This window comes from Aromatoleum sp. (assembly GCF_036675785.1).
In the GTDB taxonomy this organism is placed as follows: Bacteria; Pseudomonadota; Gammaproteobacteria; order Burkholderiales; family Rhodocyclaceae; genus Aromatoleum.
This window is the reverse complement of the sequence record NZ_JAKFEF010000015.1, coordinates 1-16,309: the sequence shown is the minus strand read 5'-3', so window position 1 is coordinate 16,309 and position 16,309 is coordinate 1. Positions and strand designations below refer to the sequence as shown.

Sequence of the window (16,309 nt, the reverse complement as noted above, 5' to 3'; positions counted from 1 at the left end):
TCAGGCCAGATAGGCGGCGAGCATCGCGTCGAGGCGGTCCTGCGACGCGAGCAGAAAGTCGCAGACTTCGCGCACCGCGCCCCGTCCGCCGGCGTTGCGCGCGACATGGCAGACGTGACGGCGTACGAATTCGTGGGCGTCCGCGGGCGCCGCCGAGAAGCCGCAGGCGCGCAGGATCGGCAGGTCGACGACGTCGTCCCCCATGTAGCCGGCGGCACTCGGAGGAAGGCGGCGCGCTTCCAGCAGCGACCGCATACACGCGCGCTTGTCCTCGACCCCCATGTGCAGTTCGCGGATGCCGAGGTTCGCCGCGCGCAGTTCGAGCGCACGCGAGCTGCGGCCGCTGATGATCACGACTTCGACGCCGGCCGTCTGCAGCATCTTCAGGCCGTGGCCGTCGAGGCTCGAGAACACCTTCAGCTCTTCGCCGTTCGGCGTGAAGTACAGGCTGCCGTCGGTCATCACGCCGTCGACGTCGAAACCCATCAGCCGAACCTGCGAAGCGGCGGATGCTGCGTCCATCAGATCACCTTCGCGAGCATGAGGTCGTGCGTCGTCAGCGCGCCGGCGAGCGCGCCGTCGGCAGCGACGACGAGAAGCTGGCTGATGCGCAGCCGCTCCATGATTTCGGCCGCCTCGACCGCGAGGGCGTCCGGCCCGATGTGGCGGGGATTGCGGGTCATGACTTCCGTGAGCGTCGCGTGACGCGCGTCGCAGCCGCGTTCGAGCGCACGGCGAAGGTCGCCGTCGGTGAAGATGCCGATCGGCGCACCATTCGCGTCGACCACGACCGTCATGCCCATGCCGCCCCGCGTCATCTGCAGCAACGCCGCAGTCATCGAAACGTCCTCGGTGACCCGCGGCACACGGTCGGCGGCGCGCATGACGTCGCTGACGTGGGTCAGCAGGCGCCGCCCGAGGCTGCCTCCGGGGTGCGAGCGCGCGAAATCCTCGGCACCGAAGCCCCGCGCGTCGAGCAACGCGACGGCCAGCGCGTCGCCGAGCGCCAGCGCGGCGGTTGTGCTTGCGGTCGGCGCGAGGTTCAACGGACAGGCCTCCTCGTCGACGGCCGCGTCGAGGTGTACGTCGGCTTCGCGGGCAAGCGGCGAATCGGGCTTGCCGGTCATCGAGATCAGCTTCGCGCCCTGGCGCTTGACGAGCGGCACGATCGTCAGAAGTTCTTCGCTCGCGCCGGAATTGGACAGCGCGATGACGACGTCCTCGGCGGTGATCATGCCGAGGTCGCCGTGGGCGGCTTCGGCAGCGTGGACGAAGTATGCCGGCGTGCCGGTGCTCGCGAGGGTCGCGGCGAGCTTGCGGGCGACATGGCCGGATTTGCCGATTCCGGTGACGATGACCCGTCCCCGCCGCTGCAGGATCAGCTCGACGGCGCGCTCGAATTCGGCTCCGATGCGCTGCGCGAGCGCGGCGACGGCGTCGGCTTCGATGCGAAGGACGCGACGCGCGAGCACGAGGACCGGGGAGGGGGCGGCGGAGTCGGCGGAAACTGGGGCCATAGAGGTCGAAGCGGTTAGACTTTGGGGACAAGACCTGCGCGATTCATCGCGAATGCCGGACTCCGGGGCGCGAATCGAAGCGGGCGAGTATAGCAGACGGGTGAGATTGCTCCGCGCCGCCCGAATTCAATCCACCCCCGGTAGTCATGCACAACACCCTCGAGCTGGTCCTGGTGCTTCTTGCAGCGGCGGTCGTCGTCGTCGCGATTTTCCGCAGCCTGAACCTCCCGGCGGTGCTCGGTTACCTGCTCGTCGGCGCCGGCGTCGGTCCGCACGCGCTCAATCTCGTTGCCGACTCGGACGCAGCGGTCCATCTCGCCGAGTTCGGCGTCGTGTTCCTGATGTTTTCGATCGGCCTCGAATTCTCGCTGCCGCGGCTGGTCGCGATGAAACGCATCGTGTTCGGGCTCGGTGCCACGCAGGTCTTCGGCACGCTGGCGGTCGTCACGCTCGTCGGCCGAGCTTTCGGCCTCGGATGGGTCGCGGGGGTGGCGCTGGGCGGCGCGCTCGCGATGTCCTCAACCGCGATCCTGTCGAAGCTGCTCGCCGACCGGTTCGAGCTCGACCGCCCGCACGGCCGCGAAACGATAGGCGTGCTGCTGTTCCAGGACATCGCCGTCGTTCCGCTGCTGATCGTGATTCCGGCGCTCGCCGGCCCCGGTGAGGGACTTGCCGCGACGCTCGGCTTTGCTGCGTTGAAGGCCGCGGGGCTCCTCGCGCTGGTGCTCGGATTCGGGCAGGGGCTGATGCGCTGGTGGTTCACGGTCGTCGCGCGACGGCGCTCGGGCGAGCTGTTTATGCTGAACGTGCTGCTGATCACGCTCGGGCTGGCGTGGCTGTCGGCGCTGGTCGGGCTGTCGCTCGCGCTCGGGGCGTTCCTCGCGGGGCTGCTGATCTCGGAAACCGAGTACCGCTACCAGGTCGAGGAGGACATTAAGCCTTTCCGGGACGTGCTGATGGGGCTCTTCTTCGTCACCGTCGGCATGTTTCTCGACGTGCGGATCGTCGCGTCGAACCTGCCGGTCGTGGTCGGCATGCTGCTCGCGCTGCTGGTCGTCAAATGCGCGATCGTCTTCACGGCTTCGCGCGCGTTCGGCGAGTCGAGCGGCAATGCGCTGCGCAGCGGGTTGTGGCTGTGCGCGGGCGGCGAGTTCGGCTTCGTGCTCGTGTCGCAAATCGACGGGCTCGGGCTGATCCCGCCGGCGCTGCTGCACACGACGGTCGCCGCGCTCGTGCTGTCGATGCTCGTCGCGCCGCTGATCGTGCAGGTCAGCGACAAGCTGGTGCTGCGCTTCGTCGCGTCGGAGTGGCTGCTGCGTTCGATGGAGCTGACCCGCGTCGCGGCGCAATCGATGAACACCAGCAGGCACATCATCATCTGCGGGTACGGCCGCAGCGGGCAGTATATGTCGCGCTTCATGGAGCAGGAGAATGTCAGCTACGTCGCGCTGGATCTCGACCCGGAGCGCGTGCGCGAAGCCGGCGCCGCGGGCGACACGGTCGTCTATGGCGACGCGGCGCGGCAGGAGACGCTCCTCGCCGCGGGCATCATGCGGGCGAGCGCGCTGGTGATCTCGTTCGCCGAGATCGAAGCCGCGCTGCGCGTGATGCATCGCGCGCATGCCCTGCGGCCCGGCTTGCCGATCGTCGTGCGGGCCCGCGACGAGAAGGACATGGCCCGACTCGCCGATGGCGGTGCAACCGAAGTCGTGCCGGAAGCGTTCGAGGGCAGCATCGTGCTCGCGTCGCATGCGCTGGCGCTGATCGGCGTCCCGCTGAACCGCGTCGTGCGGCGAACCCGCGACATCCGCAACCAGCGTTACGCGCTGATGCGGGGCTTCTTTCACGGCGCGACGGACGCGTCCGAAGGGCCGGATGCAAACCAGCCGCGGCTGCGGTCGGTGACGCTTCCGGCGGGAGCGTACGGCGTCGGCAGGACGATCGCCGAACTGGGTTTCGACGAGTTCCAGGTCGGGGTGTCCGCCGTGCGACGGCGCCGCATACGGGGGCTGTCGCCGGGACAGGAAACGCAGTTGATGGAAGGGGACGTCGTCGTTCTCGTCGGTGTTCCCGCGGGCCTCGAGCGCGCGGAAGGACGGCTGCTCGGCGGCGGCTGACGATCCTTGGGGGGCTGCAACGGCACTGCAACGGCACTGCAAGGGCGATGCCCGGCGACAGCGGGTCTGTTAAACTGCCGCGTTTCAGAATTTATCCGGGACGTTTCCGTTGACTCCCCTCGATTCCAACGATGCGCTGGTTCGCCTGCAGGACGTCCGCTTCGCCTATGGCGAGCGGGAAATCCTGTCGGGCGTCGATTTCAGCGTTCGTCGCGGGCAGGTCGTCGCGATCATGGGGGGGAGCGGCTGTGGCAAGACGACCCTGCTGCGCTTGATCGGCGGGCAGTTGCGCGCGAGCGGCGGGACGGTAGGCGTCGCCGGGCAGGACCTCGCGAGCTTGTCGACCAGTGAGCTGTATGCGCTGCGCCGCCGGATGGGCATGCTGTTCCAGTTCGGCGCGCTGTTCACCGACATGTCGGTCTTCGACAACGTCGCGTTCCCGCTGCGCGAGCACACCGATCTGCCGCCCGCACTGGTCCATGACCTCGTGATGATGAAGCTCAATGCGGTGGGGCTGCGGGGCGCCGCGAAGCTCAAGCCGGCCGAGCTCTCCGGCGGCATGGCGCGCCGCGTCGCGCTGGCGCGTGCGATCGCGCTCGACCCGACGCTGATCATGTACGACGAGCCGTTCGCGGGCCTTGACCCGATCTCGCTCGGCGTCATCGGGCAGCTCATCCGCAAGCTCAACGACGCGCTCGGCGCGAGCACGATCATGGTGACGCACGACATCGTCGAGTCGCTGCAGATCGTCGATTACGTCTACTTCATCTCCGACGGCCGCATCGTCGCGCAAGGCACGCCGCACGAAATCCGCGCTTCCGGCGACCCGTTCGTGCACCAGTTCATCCACGCCGAGGCGGACGGGCCGGTGCCTTTCCATTATCCCGCCGCGCCGCTCGCGGACAGCCTGATCGGCCGGAGCGCGGCATGACGGGCGTGCTGAACCTCGTTCGCCGGCTCGGTGCCGGCGTCGTCGAAGCCGTCTGGCGGATCGGCTTCGCGACGCGCTTCTTCATGCTGCTGCTGCGATATTCCGGGCAATCGCTGCTGCGGCTGCATCTGACGATCCGCGAGATCTATTTCAGCGGCGTGCTGTCGCTCTTGATCATCGTCGTGTCCGGGCTTTTCGTCGGCATGGTGCTCGGGCTGCAGGGCTACGAGACGCTGCAGCGGTACGGGTCGTCGGAGGCGCTCGGCGTGCTCGTCGCGCTGTCGCTGACGCGCGAACTCGGACCGGTCGTCGCCGCGCTGCTGTTCGCGAGCCGCGCCGGCTCCGCGGTCACCGCCGAGATCGGCCTGATGAAGACGACCGAGCAGTTGAAGGCGATGGACATGATGGCGGTCAATCCGCTCGCCCGCGTCGTCGCGCCCCGCTTCTGGGGCGGGGTGATCTCGATGCCGCTCCTCGCCGCGCTGTTCTCCGCGATGGGCGTGTTCGGCGGTTGGCTGATCGGCGTCGTGTTCATCGGCGTCGACGAAGGCGCCTTCTGGTCGCAGATGCAGGCGGCGGTCGATTTCCGCTTCGACGTGCTGAACGGCGTCATCAAGAGCTTCGTCTTCGGCATCGCGGTCGCGCTGATTGCGGTGTTCGAAGGCTACGATTGCACGCCGACGGCCGAAGGCGTCTCGCGCGCGATCACCCGCACCGTCGTCAGTTCGGCGCTGGCCATCCTGGCGCTCGACTTCGTGCTCACTTCCTTCATGTTCCGGGGCCAGTCATGAGCCGTACCACGCTCGACCTTTGGGTCGGTTTCTTCGTCGTCATCGGCATGGCGGCGCTGTTGTTCCTGGCGATGAAGGTCGGCAACGTCGGCTCGTCGAATTTCGACGAGACGTACCACCTCAAGGCGCAGTTCGACAACATCGGCGGTCTCAAGGTCAGGGCGCCGGTGAAGAGCGCCGGCGTCGTCGTCGGCCGCGTCACGAACATCGGGTTCGACACCGACAGCTACCGGGCCGAAGTGACGTTCTCGCTCGGCACCGGCTACCACTTCCCGAAGGATACGATCGCGACGATCCTCACTTCCGGCCTGCTCGGCGAGCAGTATGTCGGGCTCGATGCGGGCGGGGACGTCGAGATGCTCGAAGGCGGCGACGTCGTGCAGATGACGCAGTCGGCGGTCGTGCTCGAGAAGCTGATCGGCCAGTTCATGTTCGACAAGGCGGCCGAGACGCCGGCCAATTGAGCGGGACGGCCAAGGAGACGACGATGAGGACTTCGCTTTTCCGCTCGTGCCGATCACTCGTGATGCTGAGCGTCGCCGCGGCTCTTGCCGCCGGCTGCGCCTCGCGGTCCGCCAATCCGGACGATCCGCTCGAAGGCTACAACCGCGCGATGTTCAGCTTCAACGAACGGCTCGACAAGGCCGTCGTGAAGCCGGTCGCCGAGGCATACGACGCGGTCACGCCGACGCCGGTGCGCACCGGCGTCGGCAATTTTTTCGGCAATCTCGGCGATGTCTGGATCGGAATCAACAACCTGCTGCAGGGCAAATTCACCGCCGGCCTGTCGGATCTCGGGCGCTTCGGCGTGAACACGACCGTCGGCATTTTCGGGCTGTTCGACGTTGCGACCGAAGCCGGGCTGCGCAAGAGCGACGAAGACTTCGGCCAGACCCTCGGGCGCTGGGGCGTTGGCGAGGGGCCGTATTTCGTCGTGCCGTTCTTCGGTCCGCGCACCGTGCGCGACGCCGCGGTGCTGCCGATCGACCTCTATGGCGATAACGTCTGGGGGGTCAGCGACACCTCGACGCGCAACAGCCTCACCGGTCTGCGGATCGTCAATACGCGCGCGAACCTGCTCGGCATCGACAAGACGCTCGAGGAAGGGACACTCGACAAATACGCCTACGCGCGCGATTTCTATCTGCAGCAGCGGCGCTACCGGGTCCATGACGGCAGTCCGCCGGACGCGTACGAGGACTTCGATGATGACGAGGCCGCGCCGCCCGCGGCCCAATGATGGAAACGGCCGCGCGACCGGCGGTCAAGCAATTACAGCACGTCGAGGTGGCATCGAACGTCGAGTGACCGGCCGACCAACAGAGATTTGTTAACGATAATGAAAAAACACCTTCTTTCACTGTGCTTCGTCCTTTTTCTCGGAACGGCCGCGGCCGCGGGATTTGAGGCGCCGGACATGCTGGTGCGCGACGTCAGCGACGACGTGCTGACGATCGTGCGCAAGGACGAGGCGATCCAGGCGGGCGACACGCGCCGCGTAGTCGATCTGGTCGAAGAAAAAGTGCTGCCGCACTTCAATTTCCGCCGCATGACGATGCTTGCCGTCGGAAAGGACTGGCGGCAGGCGACTCCGGAACAACAGGCGAAGCTCGTCGATGCGTTCCGCATGCTTCTGGTGAGAACGTATTCCAACGCGCTCACGCAGTATCGCGACCAGACGATCGAGTACAAGCCGCTGCGCGTGAGCTCGTCCGACACGACCGTGCGCGTGCAGACCGAAATCCGCCAGGCCGGCGCTCAGCCGGTCCAGATCGACTACGCGCTGGAGAAGACCGAGCGCGGCTGGAAGGTGTTCGACGTGATCGTCGCAGGGGTCAGCCTCGTGACGAACTATCGCGGCACCTTCGCCCAAGAAGTGCGCGCCGGCGGGATCGACGGGCTGATCCGTTCGCTGCAGGCGAAAACCCGGGAACTCGGCGACGTTTCGCTGCGGGCGGGAGCGCGGACGTGAGCGACGTCCTGCGCCTCGAGGGCGCGCTGACGATGTCCACCGTCGGTGCGCGTGTCGCGGCCGGGCGAGCAAAAGCCGCCGCCGGAGACCTGGCGGTCGACCTGTCGGCCGTCAGCGAAGCCGATTCGGCCGCGCTTGCGCTGCTGTTCGACTGGATGCGCACCGCGCGCGCCGGCCGCCACACGCTGACCATGACGGGGCTGCCGGCAGGATTGCGCAGTCTCGCCGCACTCTACGGCGTCGACGAACTGCTTCCGGCGAAAAGCTGAACGATGGGTTTGCCCGCGATCCGCATCGCCTCGGCGACGAAACGCTATGGCAGCCTGCAGGCGCTCGCCGGCGTGGACCTCGACGTCGCGCAGGGTGAATTCTTCGGCCTGCTCGGCCCGAACGGCGCCGGCAAGACGACGCTGATCTCGGCGCTGTCCGGGCTCGTCCGCGTCGATCGCGGCACGCTCGAAGTGATGGGGCACAACGTCGTGTCCGACTACCGGAACGCGCGGCGCAGCCTGGGCGTCGTGCCGCAGGAACTCGTCTTCGATCCGTTCTTCTCGGTGCGCGAGCTGCTGCGGATACAGTCCGGCTATTTCGGCATCCGTCACAACGACGACTGGATCGACGAGATCCTGGCGAACCTCGACCTCACGGCCAAGGCGCACGCGAACATGCGGATGCTGTCGGGCGGGATGAAGCGACGCGTGCTCGTCGCGCAGGCGCTGGTGCATCGCCCGCCGGTCATCGTGCTCGACGAGCCGACCGCGGGCGTCGACGTGGAGTTGCGCCAAGGGCTGTGGCACTTCATCAGCAAACTCAACCGCGACGGCCACACGATCGTGCTGACGACGCATTACCTCGAGGAGGCCGAGGCGTTGTGCGGGCGGATCGCGATGCTGAAGGCCGGTCGCATCGTCGCGCTCGACACCACCGACAACCTGCTGCGTCGCTTCGCGACGCATTCGCTGCGCGTGCGTCTCGATCGTCCGGATCTCGCGGTCGGGCTCGGAGCGACGGCCAGCGAGGGCGGATGGGCGGAGTTCGCGCTCGAGAGTTACGACGACGTCGAGCCGACGCTCGCGCGCCTGCGGCAAGTGGGAGGAAAGATCGCCGAGATGCAGCTCGGCGACGCCGATCTCGAGCGCGTATTCGTCGAGGTGATGCAGCATGCTTGAGGGCGGTCTCACCGGTTTTCGCACCCTTTTCTACAAGGAAGTGCTGCGTTTCTGGAAAGTCGGCTTCCAAACCGTCGCCGCGCCGGTGCTGACCTCGGTGCTGTTCCTGCTGATTTTCTCGCACGTGCTCGACCGCCACGTCACGGTCTACGGCGACGTCGCCTACACCGCCTTCCTCGTGCCGGGCCTCGTGATGATGTCGCTGCTGCAGAACGCGTTCGCGAACAGTTCGTCGTCGCTGATCCAGAGCAAGATCACCGGCAACATCGTCTTCGTGCTGCTGCCCCCGCTGTCCTATCGCGAGTTCTATGCCGCCTACGTGCTCGCGTCGATGCTGCGCGCCCTGTTCGTCGGCAGCGGCGTGCTGCTCGTGTCGGTCCCGTTCGTCGACTTGCCGGTGGCGTCGCCCGGTTGGGTGCTCGCGTTCGCGCTGATGGGCAGCGCGATTCTCGGCTCGCTCGGCGTGATCGCGGGCATCTGGGCCGACAAGTTCGACCAGCTCGCGGCGTTCCAGAACTTCCTGATCATGCCGCTGACGATGCTCTCCGGCGTGTTCTACTCGATCCACTCGCTGCCGCAGGTGTGGCAGGACGTGTCCCACGTGAATCCGTTCTTCTTTATGATCGACGGCTTCCGCTACGGCTTCTTCGGTCAGTCCGACGTGTCGCCGTGGCTGAGTCTGATGGTCGTGGGCATCTGTTTCATTTTCCTCGCAGTCCTGACCCTCGCGATGCTCGCGCGGGGTTACAAGCTGCGGGCCTGAGAGGTACAAAAATGTTCGAAGCAAGCGAAATCAAGCGACTGATCGAGCAGGGCATGCCCTGTGAATTCATCGAAATCCAGGGCGACGACGGCGTCCACTTCAGCGGCATCGTCGTCAGCCGCGAGTTCGAGGGCAAGCTCAAGGTGCGTCAGCATCAGACCGTGTATGCGACGCTCGGCAAGCTGATGGGCAACGAGATCCACGCGCTGCAGCTGCAGACCTTCACGCCCGAGAAGTGGGCGGAGGTCCGTTCCGATCTCGGTTTCTGAGCGGGCAATGGACAAGCTCCTGATCGAAGGCGGCAGGCGTCTCGCCGGCGAGGCCGCGATTTCCGGCGCGAAGAACGCCGCATTGCCGATCCTCTGCGCGGCGCTCTTGACGCGCGAGCCGGTGACCTTCACGAACGTCCCGCAGTTGAACGACATCGGCACGCTGCTGAAGCTGCTCGGTCAAATGGGCGTCAAGGTGAGCCGGGACGGAGACGCCGTCACGCTCGACGCGTCCGTCATCGACAACCCCGTCGCGCCTTACGAGATGGTCAAGACGATGCGTGCGTCGATCCTCGTGCTCGGGCCGCTCGTTGCGCGCTGTGGCGAGGCCCGCGTCAGTCTTCCGGGCGGCTGCGCGATCGGCGCCCGACCGGTCGACCAGCACATCAAGGGCCTGCAGGCGATGGGCGCCGAGGTCCAGGTCGAGCACGGCTACGTCCACGCGATGGTGCCGCGCCTCACCGGCGCGCGCCTCTTCACCGACATGGTGACGGTCACCGGGACGGAAAACCTGATGATGGCCGCGTGCCTGGCCAACGGCGAGACGGTCATCGAGAACGCGGCGCGCGAGCCCGAAGTCGTGGATCTCGCGAACTGCCTCATAGCGATGGGCGCGCGGATCTCGGGCGCGGGCACCGACGTCATCCGCATCCGCGGCGTGGAATCGCTCTCCGGGACGACGCACCGGATCATGCCCGACCGCATCGAAACCGGTACCTACCTCTGCGCGGCCGCGGCGACCGGAGGCGAAATCCGCCTCACCCGTACGTCGACCGCCTATGTCGATTCGGTCGTCGACAAGCTGATGGACGCCGGTTGCGACGTCACCTCCGAACGCGACGCGATCCGGCTCAAAGCGCCGGCGCGCCTGACATCGGTGAGCATCCGCACCTCGCCGTACCCGGCGTTCCCGACCGACATGCAGGCGCAATTCATGGCGATCAACGCGGTCGCGAACGGCGCCGCGATGATCCGTGAGACGATCTTCGAAAATCGCTTCATGCACGCCGTCGAGCTGCAGCGCCTCGGCGCCGATATCCGCATCGACGGCAATACCGCGGTGGTGCACGGCGTCGAACGTCTGCAGGGGGCGACGGTCATGGCGACCGACCTGCGCGCGTCGGCGAGCCTCGTGATCGCCGGGCTCGTCGCTGACGGCGAGACCGTCATCGAGCGGATCTACCATCTCGATCGCGGCTACGAGCGGCTCGAGGAGAAGTTGGCCGCGCTCGGCGCACGCGTGCGCCGGCTGACCTGACGGAAGGCGTTGCAGTCGGGGCCGGGGCGGGCCGTCGGTGCCGCTTCCGGCACCGGGCCGACTCGGCTCGGCGCGCTCGCGGCCGGTCGCGTCGTTGAAAACACCGGCACGCGTCGCGCCGCCTCTCGCCCCTTTCCTGCGCGAAGCGCGCGGCGGAAGGCGGGTGAAGGGAAGCTTACTGCCCGGGTTCGCCCGCGGCGTGTGGCTGCGACAGGACCTCGAGCACTTCGAGGTGGATCGTGCGCCCGTCATCGGTCTTCCAGTCGATCGCCTGGCCGGTCGCGAGCCCGAGCAGCGCGCTGCCCGCCGGTGAAAAGACCGAGACCTTGCTGCCGTCCTGCCCGGCTTCGTGCGGGTAGACCAGCGTCAATTCGTACTCCCGCCCGCCCGGTTGCTCGCGGAAGCGGGCACGGCTGTTCATCGTTATGACATTCGCGGGCATCTGCTCGGGTTCGACGACCGCCGCACGTTCCAGCTCGTCGCGCAGGCCGTCGAGGTCCCTGCGATTGCGGGCGGCGGGGGAAAACAGCAGCCCCTCCAGTCGTTCCAGGTCCTGTGAAGAGACCACGATCTCGGGTTTCATGTCGTTTTGCTCTCAAGTGATTGGACAGAAAGAAAAAATGGCCGAACCGCGACCCGGTTCAGCCAATGGCCAGAGGCTAACAGAAGCCTGGGCGGGTTACAATGTCGGTCCGATTTTTCACGAGGCGCCGTTCGTGTCCAGCATCACCCTCGCCCTGTCGAAGGGCCGCATCTTCGAGGAAACCCTGCCGCTGCTCGCGGCTGCCGGCATCACGCCGACGGATAACCCGGAGACTTCGCGCAAGCTGATCATCGGCACGAACCGCCCCGATGTGCGCCTGGTCATCGTGCGCGCGACCGACACGCCGACCTACGTGCAGTATGGCGCCGCCGACCTCGGAATCGCGGGCAAGGATGTCCTCCTCGAACACGGCGGCGCGGGGCTGTACCAGCCGCTCGACCTCGATATTGCGAAATGCCGCCTGTGCGTCGCGACGCAGAAGGGCTTCGACTATCCGACCGCGACGCGGCCGGGCGGGCGCATCCGCGTCGCGACGAAGTACATCAACAGCGCGAAGGCGCACTTCGCCGCGAAGGGGGTTCACGTCGACCTGATCAAGCTCTACGGTTCGATGGAGCTCGCGCCGCTCGTCGGCCTCGCCGATGCGATCGTCGACCTCGTCTCGAGCGGCGGCACGCTGCGGGCGAACAACCTCGAGGAAGTCGAGGAGATCATGCCGATTAGCTCGCGGCTGATCGTCAACCAGGCCTCGCTCAAGCTCAAGCGTGAACTGATCCAGCCGCTGCTGGATGCCTTTGCAGGAGCCGTGAAATGACTGCCGAAACGGGGAAGATCCGCCGTCTCGATGCGCGCGAGCCGGAGTTCCTCGCGACACTCGACGCGCTGCTCGCGTTCGAAGGCGGCGCCGACGCCCGCATCGACGCCGCGGTCAGCGAGATCCTGCGCGCGGTGCGCACGACCGGCGACGCCGCGGTGCTCGAATACACGCGCCGCTTCGATCATCTCGACGTGAAGACGATGGCGGCGCTCGAATTGCCGAACTCCGAGCTGAAGGCCGCCCTCGACAGCCTCACCGTCGAACAGCGCGAGGCGCTGCGGCTCGCCGCGGACCGGGTGCGCGTCTATCACGAGCGGCAGCGCATTGAGTCGTGGGACTACGTCGAAGCCGACGGCACGCGCCTCGGCCAGAAGGTCACGCCGCTCGACCGCGTCGGTCTGTACGTGCCGGGCGGGCGCGCGTCCTATCCGAGTTCGGTGCTGATGAACGCGATTCCGGCGAAGGTCGCCGGCGTCGGCGAGCTGATCATGGTCGTGCCGACGCCCAACGGCCAGAAGAACCCGCTCGTTCTCGCCGCCGCGGCGATCACCGGTGTCGACCGTGTGTTCACGATCGGCGGCGCCCAGGCCGTCGCCGCGCTCGCCTATGGCACGCAGACGCTGCCGCAGGTCGACAAGATCGTCGGTCCGGGCAATGCGTACGTCGCTGAGGCGAAGCGCCGGGTTTTCGGCACCGTCGGCATCGACATGGTCGCCGGCCCGTCCGAAGTCCTCATCGTTTCCGACGGCAGTGGCCACGCCGACTGGGTCGCGATGGACCTTTTCGCGCAGGCCGAACACGACGAACTCGCGCAGTCGATTCTGCTCTGCACCGACGCCGGTTTCATCGACGAGGTCGCCGACTCGATCGACCGCCTGCTGCCGACGATGCCGCGCCGCGAGACGATCGCCGCGTCGCTCGCAAACCGTGGCGCGCTGATCCACGTCGAGAGCCTCGAACAGGCCTGCGCGATCGCCAACCGGATCGCGCCGGAGCACCTCGAGTTGGCGATCGATAACGCGGACCGGTGGATTGACCGCATCCGCCATGCCGGCGCGATCTTCGTCGGGCACTGGGCGGTCGAGGCGCTCGGCGATTACTGCGCCGGCCCGAACCACGTGCTGCCGACGATGCGCAGCGCCCGCTTCTCGTCGCCGCTGGGCGTCTACGATTTCCAGAAGCGCACAAGCCTCATCCAGATTTCGGAAGCCGGTGTCCAGTCGCTCGCGCACGTCGCGTCGATCCTCGCGCACGGCGAAGGCCTGCAGGCGCACGCGCGTTCGGCGGAGATGCGGTTGCGCCGGTAATGGCCACCGAACATCGGGCCGTTGCGGCGCCGCTAATCCCGCGGCGTCTGTCGCTCAGCGGTTGCCGGGCGCCCGTACCGGATTCGAGGCGTCGCTCCTGACGGGCGGAACGCGTCGGGCAGAATTGGGGCCGACGGTTCGCCGGTTTCGTGCGCCGCGTGCCCCCGGTGCGCTGGGACGGCGCCGCGAGTCAGCGCAGGATCTCGCGCAGCGCCGCGACGAGAACCGCGCATTGCTCGTCCGTACCGATCGTGATGCGAAGGAACTGTTCGATTCGCGGCTGCCGGAAATGGCGCACGATGATCGAGCGCGCGCGAAGTTCTGCGGCGAGTTCGCCCGCGTCGCGCCCCGGGTGGCGGGCGAACACAAAGTTGGCTGCGGACGGTAGCACGTCGAAGCCGAGCGACGCGAGGTCCGAGGCGAGCTGCGCGCGCGTGCGGATGACGGCTTTCCTCGTGCGCTCGAAATATTCGTCGTCCTCGATCGCAGCGATCGCGCCGGCGATCGCGAGCCGGTCGAGCGGATAGGAATTGAAGCTGTCCTTGACCCGTTCGAGCGCTTCGATTAGATCGGGATGTCCGATCGCGAAGCCGACGCGCAGTCCCGCGAGCGAGCGCGATTTAGACAGCGTCTGTACGACGAGCAGGTTCGGGTGGCGTCGCACCAGCGGAATCGCCGAGTCGCCGCCGAAGTCGACATAGGCTTCGTCGACGACGACCACGCACTGCGGGTTGCCCTCGACGATGCGCTCGATGTCGGCCAGCGGCAGCAGACGGCCCGTCGGCGCGTTCGGATTCGGGAAAACGATCCCGCCGGCGGCGGCGCTGCCGTTCGGCAGATAATTCGCCGGCCGGATCGCGAGCGACGCGTCGAGCGGCACCGTCTCGAACGCGATTTCATACAGTCCGCAATAGACCGGGTAGAAACTGTACGAAATGTCGGGGAAGCGCACCGGTCGCTCGTGCTTCAGCAACGCCATGAAAGCATGTGCGAGCACTTCGTCCGAACCATTGCCGACGAACACTTCGCCGGGCGCGACGCCGAAGCGCTTCGCGATCGCCGCCTTGAGGAGGTCTGCCCGCGGGTCGGGATAGAGGCGCAGCGTGTCGGCGGCTTCGGCACGGATCGCTTCGATCGCACGCGGGGACGGGCCGTAGGGGTGCTCGTTCGTGTTGAGCTTGACGAGGTTCGCGAGCTTCGGCTGCTCGCCGGGAACGTAGGGGGTCAGGCCGTGGACGACGGCGCTCCAGTATTGGCTCATTGGCGCGTGGGGTCGGATGTCTGCAGTAAGGGCCTGTCGCCGGGGTGGGCATGGCGGCGGGGCTTGGCCGCGAGTGCCGCTACCGGAAGGCCGGCATTGCGGTGCGGTTCGCCGGCGATGGTATCATGCGCGAAAGCGATGCCTGCCGGCATCCGCGGCCAATTTTTTCCATACCCTCATGCGTCAAGCCGAAGTCTCTCGCGACACCCTGGAAACCCGGATAACCGTCCGCGTCGATCTCGACGGCTGCGGCAAGGCGAACCTCGCGACCGGGGTTCCCTTCCTCGACCACATGCTCGACCAGATCGCCCGGCACGGCGCGATCGACCTCGATGTACGGGCCGAGGGGGACACGCATATCGACGACCACCATACGGTCGAGGATGTCGGGATCACCGTGGGGCAGGCGTTTGCGAAGGTGCTCGGCGATAAGAAGGGCATCCGTCGCTACGGGCATGCGTACGTTCCGCTCGACGAAGCCCTGTCGCGCGTCGTGGTCGATTTTTCGGGCCGGCCCGGCCTGCACTATTTCGTCAGCTATACTCGCGCGCGGATCGGCAGCTTCGATGTCGATCTCGTTCGCGAATTCTTCCAGGGATTCGTCAATCATGCAGGCGTCACGCTGCATATCGACAACCTGCGCGGCGACAATGCCCACCATCAGTGCGAGACGATTTTCAAGGCTTTCGGCCGCGCGCTGCGGATGGCCGCCGAGCGCGACGAGCGCGCCGCGGGGACGATCCCGTCGACGAAGGGTGCACTCTGATTCCTTTTCGATCCAACTGATTCCGATACGAGCGATTCAGCGATGAGCCACGTAGCCATCATCGACTACGGCATGGGCAACCTGCGCTCGGTCGCCAAGGCGATCGAGCATGTCGCGCCGGGCCGGCAGGTCGTCGTGACTTCCGAGCCGGCCGTCGTCGCCGCGGCCGAGCGGGTGGTTTTCCCGGGGCAGGGGGCGATGCCCGACTGCATGCGCGAACTCGACCGGCGCGGCCTGCGCCAAGTCGTCAAGGACGCGGCCGCGTCCAAACCCTTCCTCGGCATCTGCATCGGTCAGCAGATGCTGTTCGAGCATAGCGAAGAGGGTGACGTGGCCGGACTCGGGATCCTGCCCGGGCGGGTAGTCCGCTTTCCCGCCGCCGATATGGTTGCGGCCGACGGCAGCCGGTTGAAGGTCCCGCACATGGGGTGGAACGAGGTGCATCAAAGCCGGCCGCACGCGATGTGGGAGGGAATTCCCGATGGCGAGCGCTTCTACTTCGTGCACAGCTATTTCGTCGTCCCGTCGGAGCCTGCCCTGTTGGCCGCGGAGACCGGGTACGGGCTGCGGTTTACCAGTGCGGTAGCGCGGGATAACATCTTCGCGATGCAGTGTCATCCTGAAAAGAGTGCTCAGGCTGGCCTGCGACTGCTTTCGAATTTCATCTCCTGGATGCCCTGACGCGGCGCCGCGACTCCTTTCATTCTTCCGATACTCGAGCGATCCTCGTATGTTGCTGATTCCCGCTATCGATCTCAAGGACGGTCATTGCGTCCGCCTGAAGCAGGGCGAAATGGACGACGCCACGGTGTTCTCCGAGGAGCCGG

General features: G+C 66.8%; 20 protein-coding genes. 16 read left to right on the top strand and 4 right to left on the bottom strand.

Translation table 11 applies throughout. The features are described 5' to 3' along the window. Positions 1-522 carry a KdsC family phosphatase gene (locus V6M37_RS03580; protein WP_332671107.1) on the bottom strand — a complete coding sequence of 174 codons (522 nt, stop codon included), beginning with the start codon at positions 520-522 and terminating at the stop codon, positions 1-3. Beyond that, entirely contained in the window at positions 522-1,517 is a 996-nt protein-coding gene (locus V6M37_RS03575) for a KpsF/GutQ family sugar-phosphate isomerase (RefSeq protein ID WP_332671106.1), read from the bottom strand. Before V6M37_RS03575 ends, V6M37_RS03580 begins: the two co-directional genes overlap by 1 nt. A gap of 146 nt (positions 1,518-1,663) precedes the next feature. On the opposite strand from V6M37_RS03575, the gene V6M37_RS03570 reads away from it, so the two are divergent. The 11 genes from V6M37_RS03570 (at position 1,664) to murA (ending at position 10,787) form a co-directional block, all read left to right on the top strand. Beyond that, the gene (locus V6M37_RS03570; protein WP_332671104.1) at positions 1,664-3,634 is read left to right on the top strand and encodes a cation:proton antiporter domain-containing protein; all 1,971 of its coding nucleotides are present in this window, start codon (positions 1,664-1,666) and stop codon (positions 3,632-3,634) included. A 109-nt stretch (positions 3,635-3,743) separates the two neighbouring features. After that, positions 3,744-4,565, top strand: coding sequence for an ABC transporter ATP-binding protein (locus V6M37_RS03565; protein ID WP_332671103.1), 822 nt, complete (start codon positions 3,744-3,746; stop codon positions 4,563-4,565). Beyond that, a complete protein-coding gene (gene mlaE / locus V6M37_RS03560; RefSeq protein WP_332671102.1) occupies positions 4,562-5,356 on the top strand; it encodes a lipid asymmetry maintenance ABC transporter permease subunit MlaE in 795 nt (264 codons plus the stop codon). Before V6M37_RS03565 ends, mlaE begins: the two co-directional genes overlap by 4 nt. Beyond that, positions 5,353-5,820: an outer membrane lipid asymmetry maintenance protein MlaD gene (mlaD, locus tag V6M37_RS03555; protein WP_332671100.1), complete on the top strand. Its 468-nt coding sequence runs from the start codon at positions 5,353-5,355 to the stop codon at positions 5,818-5,820. Before mlaE ends, mlaD begins: the two co-directional genes overlap by 4 nt. 23 nt (positions 5,821-5,843) lie before the next feature. Next, positions 5,844-6,596 (top strand): MlaA family lipoprotein, encoded by a 753-nt coding sequence (locus tag V6M37_RS03550; protein WP_332671098.1) that lies wholly within the window; start codon positions 5,844-5,846, stop codon positions 6,594-6,596. A gap of 99 nt (positions 6,597-6,695) precedes the next feature. Next, a complete protein-coding gene (locus V6M37_RS03545) occupies positions 6,696-7,328 on the top strand; it encodes an MlaC/ttg2D family ABC transporter substrate-binding protein (protein ID WP_332671097.1) in 633 nt (210 codons plus the stop codon). Next, on the top strand, positions 7,325-7,597 hold the full coding sequence (locus tag V6M37_RS03540) for an STAS domain-containing protein (RefSeq protein WP_332671096.1): 273 nt from the start codon (positions 7,325-7,327) through the stop codon (positions 7,595-7,597). The genes V6M37_RS03545 and V6M37_RS03540 overlap by 4 nt, the downstream gene beginning before the upstream one ends. 3 nt (positions 7,598-7,600) lie before the next feature. Next, positions 7,601-8,497, top strand: a complete 897-nt coding sequence (locus tag V6M37_RS03535; RefSeq protein ID WP_332671095.1) for an ABC transporter ATP-binding protein — start codon at positions 7,601-7,603, stop codon at positions 8,495-8,497. Next, on the top strand, positions 8,490-9,260 hold the full coding sequence (locus V6M37_RS03530) for an ABC transporter permease (RefSeq protein WP_332671094.1): 771 nt from the start codon (positions 8,490-8,492) through the stop codon (positions 9,258-9,260). The genes V6M37_RS03535 and V6M37_RS03530 overlap by 8 nt, the downstream gene beginning before the upstream one ends. 11 nt (positions 9,261-9,271) lie before the next feature. Further along, positions 9,272-9,529, top strand: coding sequence for a BolA family protein (locus V6M37_RS03525; protein WP_332671092.1), 258 nt, complete (start codon positions 9,272-9,274; stop codon positions 9,527-9,529). 7 nt (positions 9,530-9,536) lie between these two features. Then, positions 9,537-10,787, top strand: coding sequence for a UDP-N-acetylglucosamine 1-carboxyvinyltransferase (gene murA, locus V6M37_RS03520; protein ID WP_332671091.1), 1,251 nt, complete (start codon positions 9,537-9,539; stop codon positions 10,785-10,787). A gap of 175 nt (positions 10,788-10,962) precedes the next feature. On the opposite strand, the gene rnk is transcribed toward murA, so the two are convergent. Further along, positions 10,963-11,370 carry a nucleoside diphosphate kinase regulator gene (gene rnk / locus V6M37_RS03515; RefSeq protein WP_332671090.1) on the bottom strand — a complete coding sequence of 136 codons (408 nt, stop codon included), beginning with the start codon at positions 11,368-11,370 and terminating at the stop codon, positions 10,963-10,965. 133 nt (positions 11,371-11,503) lie between these two features. On the opposite strand from rnk, the gene hisG reads away from it, so the two are divergent. Then, a complete protein-coding gene (gene hisG / locus V6M37_RS03510) occupies positions 11,504-12,145 on the top strand; it encodes an ATP phosphoribosyltransferase (RefSeq protein ID WP_332671088.1) in 642 nt (213 codons plus the stop codon). Then, the gene (gene hisD / locus V6M37_RS03505; RefSeq protein ID WP_332671087.1) at positions 12,142-13,455 is read left to right on the top strand and encodes a histidinol dehydrogenase; all 1,314 of its coding nucleotides are present in this window, start codon (positions 12,142-12,144) and stop codon (positions 13,453-13,455) included. Before hisG ends, hisD begins: the two co-directional genes overlap by 4 nt. Before the next feature lie 190 nt (positions 13,456-13,645). Here hisD and hisC read toward each other — a convergent pair whose 3' ends face one another. Then, complete coding sequence (gene hisC / locus V6M37_RS03500; RefSeq protein ID WP_332671085.1) at positions 13,646-14,716, bottom strand: histidinol-phosphate transaminase; 1,071 nt, start codon at positions 14,714-14,716, stop codon at positions 13,646-13,648. 178 nt (positions 14,717-14,894) lie between these two features. On the opposite strand from hisC, the gene hisB reads away from it, so the two are divergent. The 3 genes from hisB to V6M37_RS03485 all read left to right on the top strand — a co-directional run. Continuing rightward, positions 14,895-15,482 (top strand): imidazoleglycerol-phosphate dehydratase HisB, encoded by a 588-nt coding sequence (gene hisB / locus V6M37_RS03495; RefSeq protein WP_332671084.1) that lies wholly within the window; start codon positions 14,895-14,897, stop codon positions 15,480-15,482. A gap of 42 nt (positions 15,483-15,524) precedes the next feature. Beyond that, a complete protein-coding gene (gene hisH, locus V6M37_RS03490) occupies positions 15,525-16,163 on the top strand; it encodes an imidazole glycerol phosphate synthase subunit HisH (protein ID WP_332671082.1) in 639 nt (212 codons plus the stop codon). Between the two features lie 49 nt (positions 16,164-16,212). Then, on the top strand, positions 16,213-16,309 hold a 97-nt coding region (locus tag V6M37_RS03485; protein WP_332671126.1), incomplete at its 3' end, for a HisA/HisF-related TIM barrel protein.

Bases quoted from the DNA above. Each gene is read 5' to 3' on its own strand.
- V6M37_RS03580 (WP_332671107.1), bottom strand. From the start codon at position 522: ATGGACGCAGCATCCGCCGCTTCGCAGGTTCGGCTGATGGGTTTCGAC.
- V6M37_RS03550 (WP_332671098.1), top strand. From the start codon at position 5,844: ATGAGGACTTCGCTTTTCCGCTCGTGCCGATCACTCGTGATGCTGAGC.
- V6M37_RS03545 (WP_332671097.1), top strand. From the start codon at position 6,696: ATGAAAAAACACCTTCTTTCACTGTGCTTCGTCCTTTTTCTCGGAACG.
- hisC (WP_332671085.1), bottom strand. From the start codon at position 14,716: ATGAGCCAATACTGGAGCGCCGTCGTCCACGGCCTGACCCCCTACGTT.
- murA (WP_332671091.1), top strand. From the start codon at position 9,537: ATGGACAAGCTCCTGATCGAAGGCGGCAGGCGTCTCGCCGGCGAGGCC.
- hisH (WP_332671082.1), top strand. From the start codon at position 15,525: ATGAGCCACGTAGCCATCATCGACTACGGCATGGGCAACCTGCGCTCG.
- hisB (WP_332671084.1), top strand. From the start codon at position 14,895: ATGCGTCAAGCCGAAGTCTCTCGCGACACCCTGGAAACCCGGATAACC.
- rnk (WP_332671090.1), bottom strand. From the start codon at position 11,370: ATGAAACCCGAGATCGTGGTCTCTTCACAGGACCTGGAACGACTGGAG.
- V6M37_RS03535 (WP_332671095.1), top strand. From the start codon at position 7,601: ATGGGTTTGCCCGCGATCCGCATCGCCTCGGCGACGAAACGCTATGGC.
- V6M37_RS03525 (WP_332671092.1), top strand. From the start codon at position 9,272: ATGTTCGAAGCAAGCGAAATCAAGCGACTGATCGAGCAGGGCATGCCC.
- V6M37_RS03530 (WP_332671094.1), top strand. From the start codon at position 8,490: ATGCTTGAGGGCGGTCTCACCGGTTTTCGCACCCTTTTCTACAAGGAA.
- hisD (WP_332671087.1), top strand. From the start codon at position 12,142: ATGACTGCCGAAACGGGGAAGATCCGCCGTCTCGATGCGCGCGAGCCG.
- mlaE (WP_332671102.1), top strand. From the start codon at position 4,562: ATGACGGGCGTGCTGAACCTCGTTCGCCGGCTCGGTGCCGGCGTCGTC.
- V6M37_RS03570 (WP_332671104.1), top strand. From the start codon at position 1,664: ATGCACAACACCCTCGAGCTGGTCCTGGTGCTTCTTGCAGCGGCGGTC.
- mlaD (WP_332671100.1), top strand. From the start codon at position 5,353: ATGAGCCGTACCACGCTCGACCTTTGGGTCGGTTTCTTCGTCGTCATC.
- V6M37_RS03575 (WP_332671106.1), bottom strand. From the start codon at position 1,517: ATGGCCCCAGTTTCCGCCGACTCCGCCGCCCCCTCCCCGGTCCTCGTG.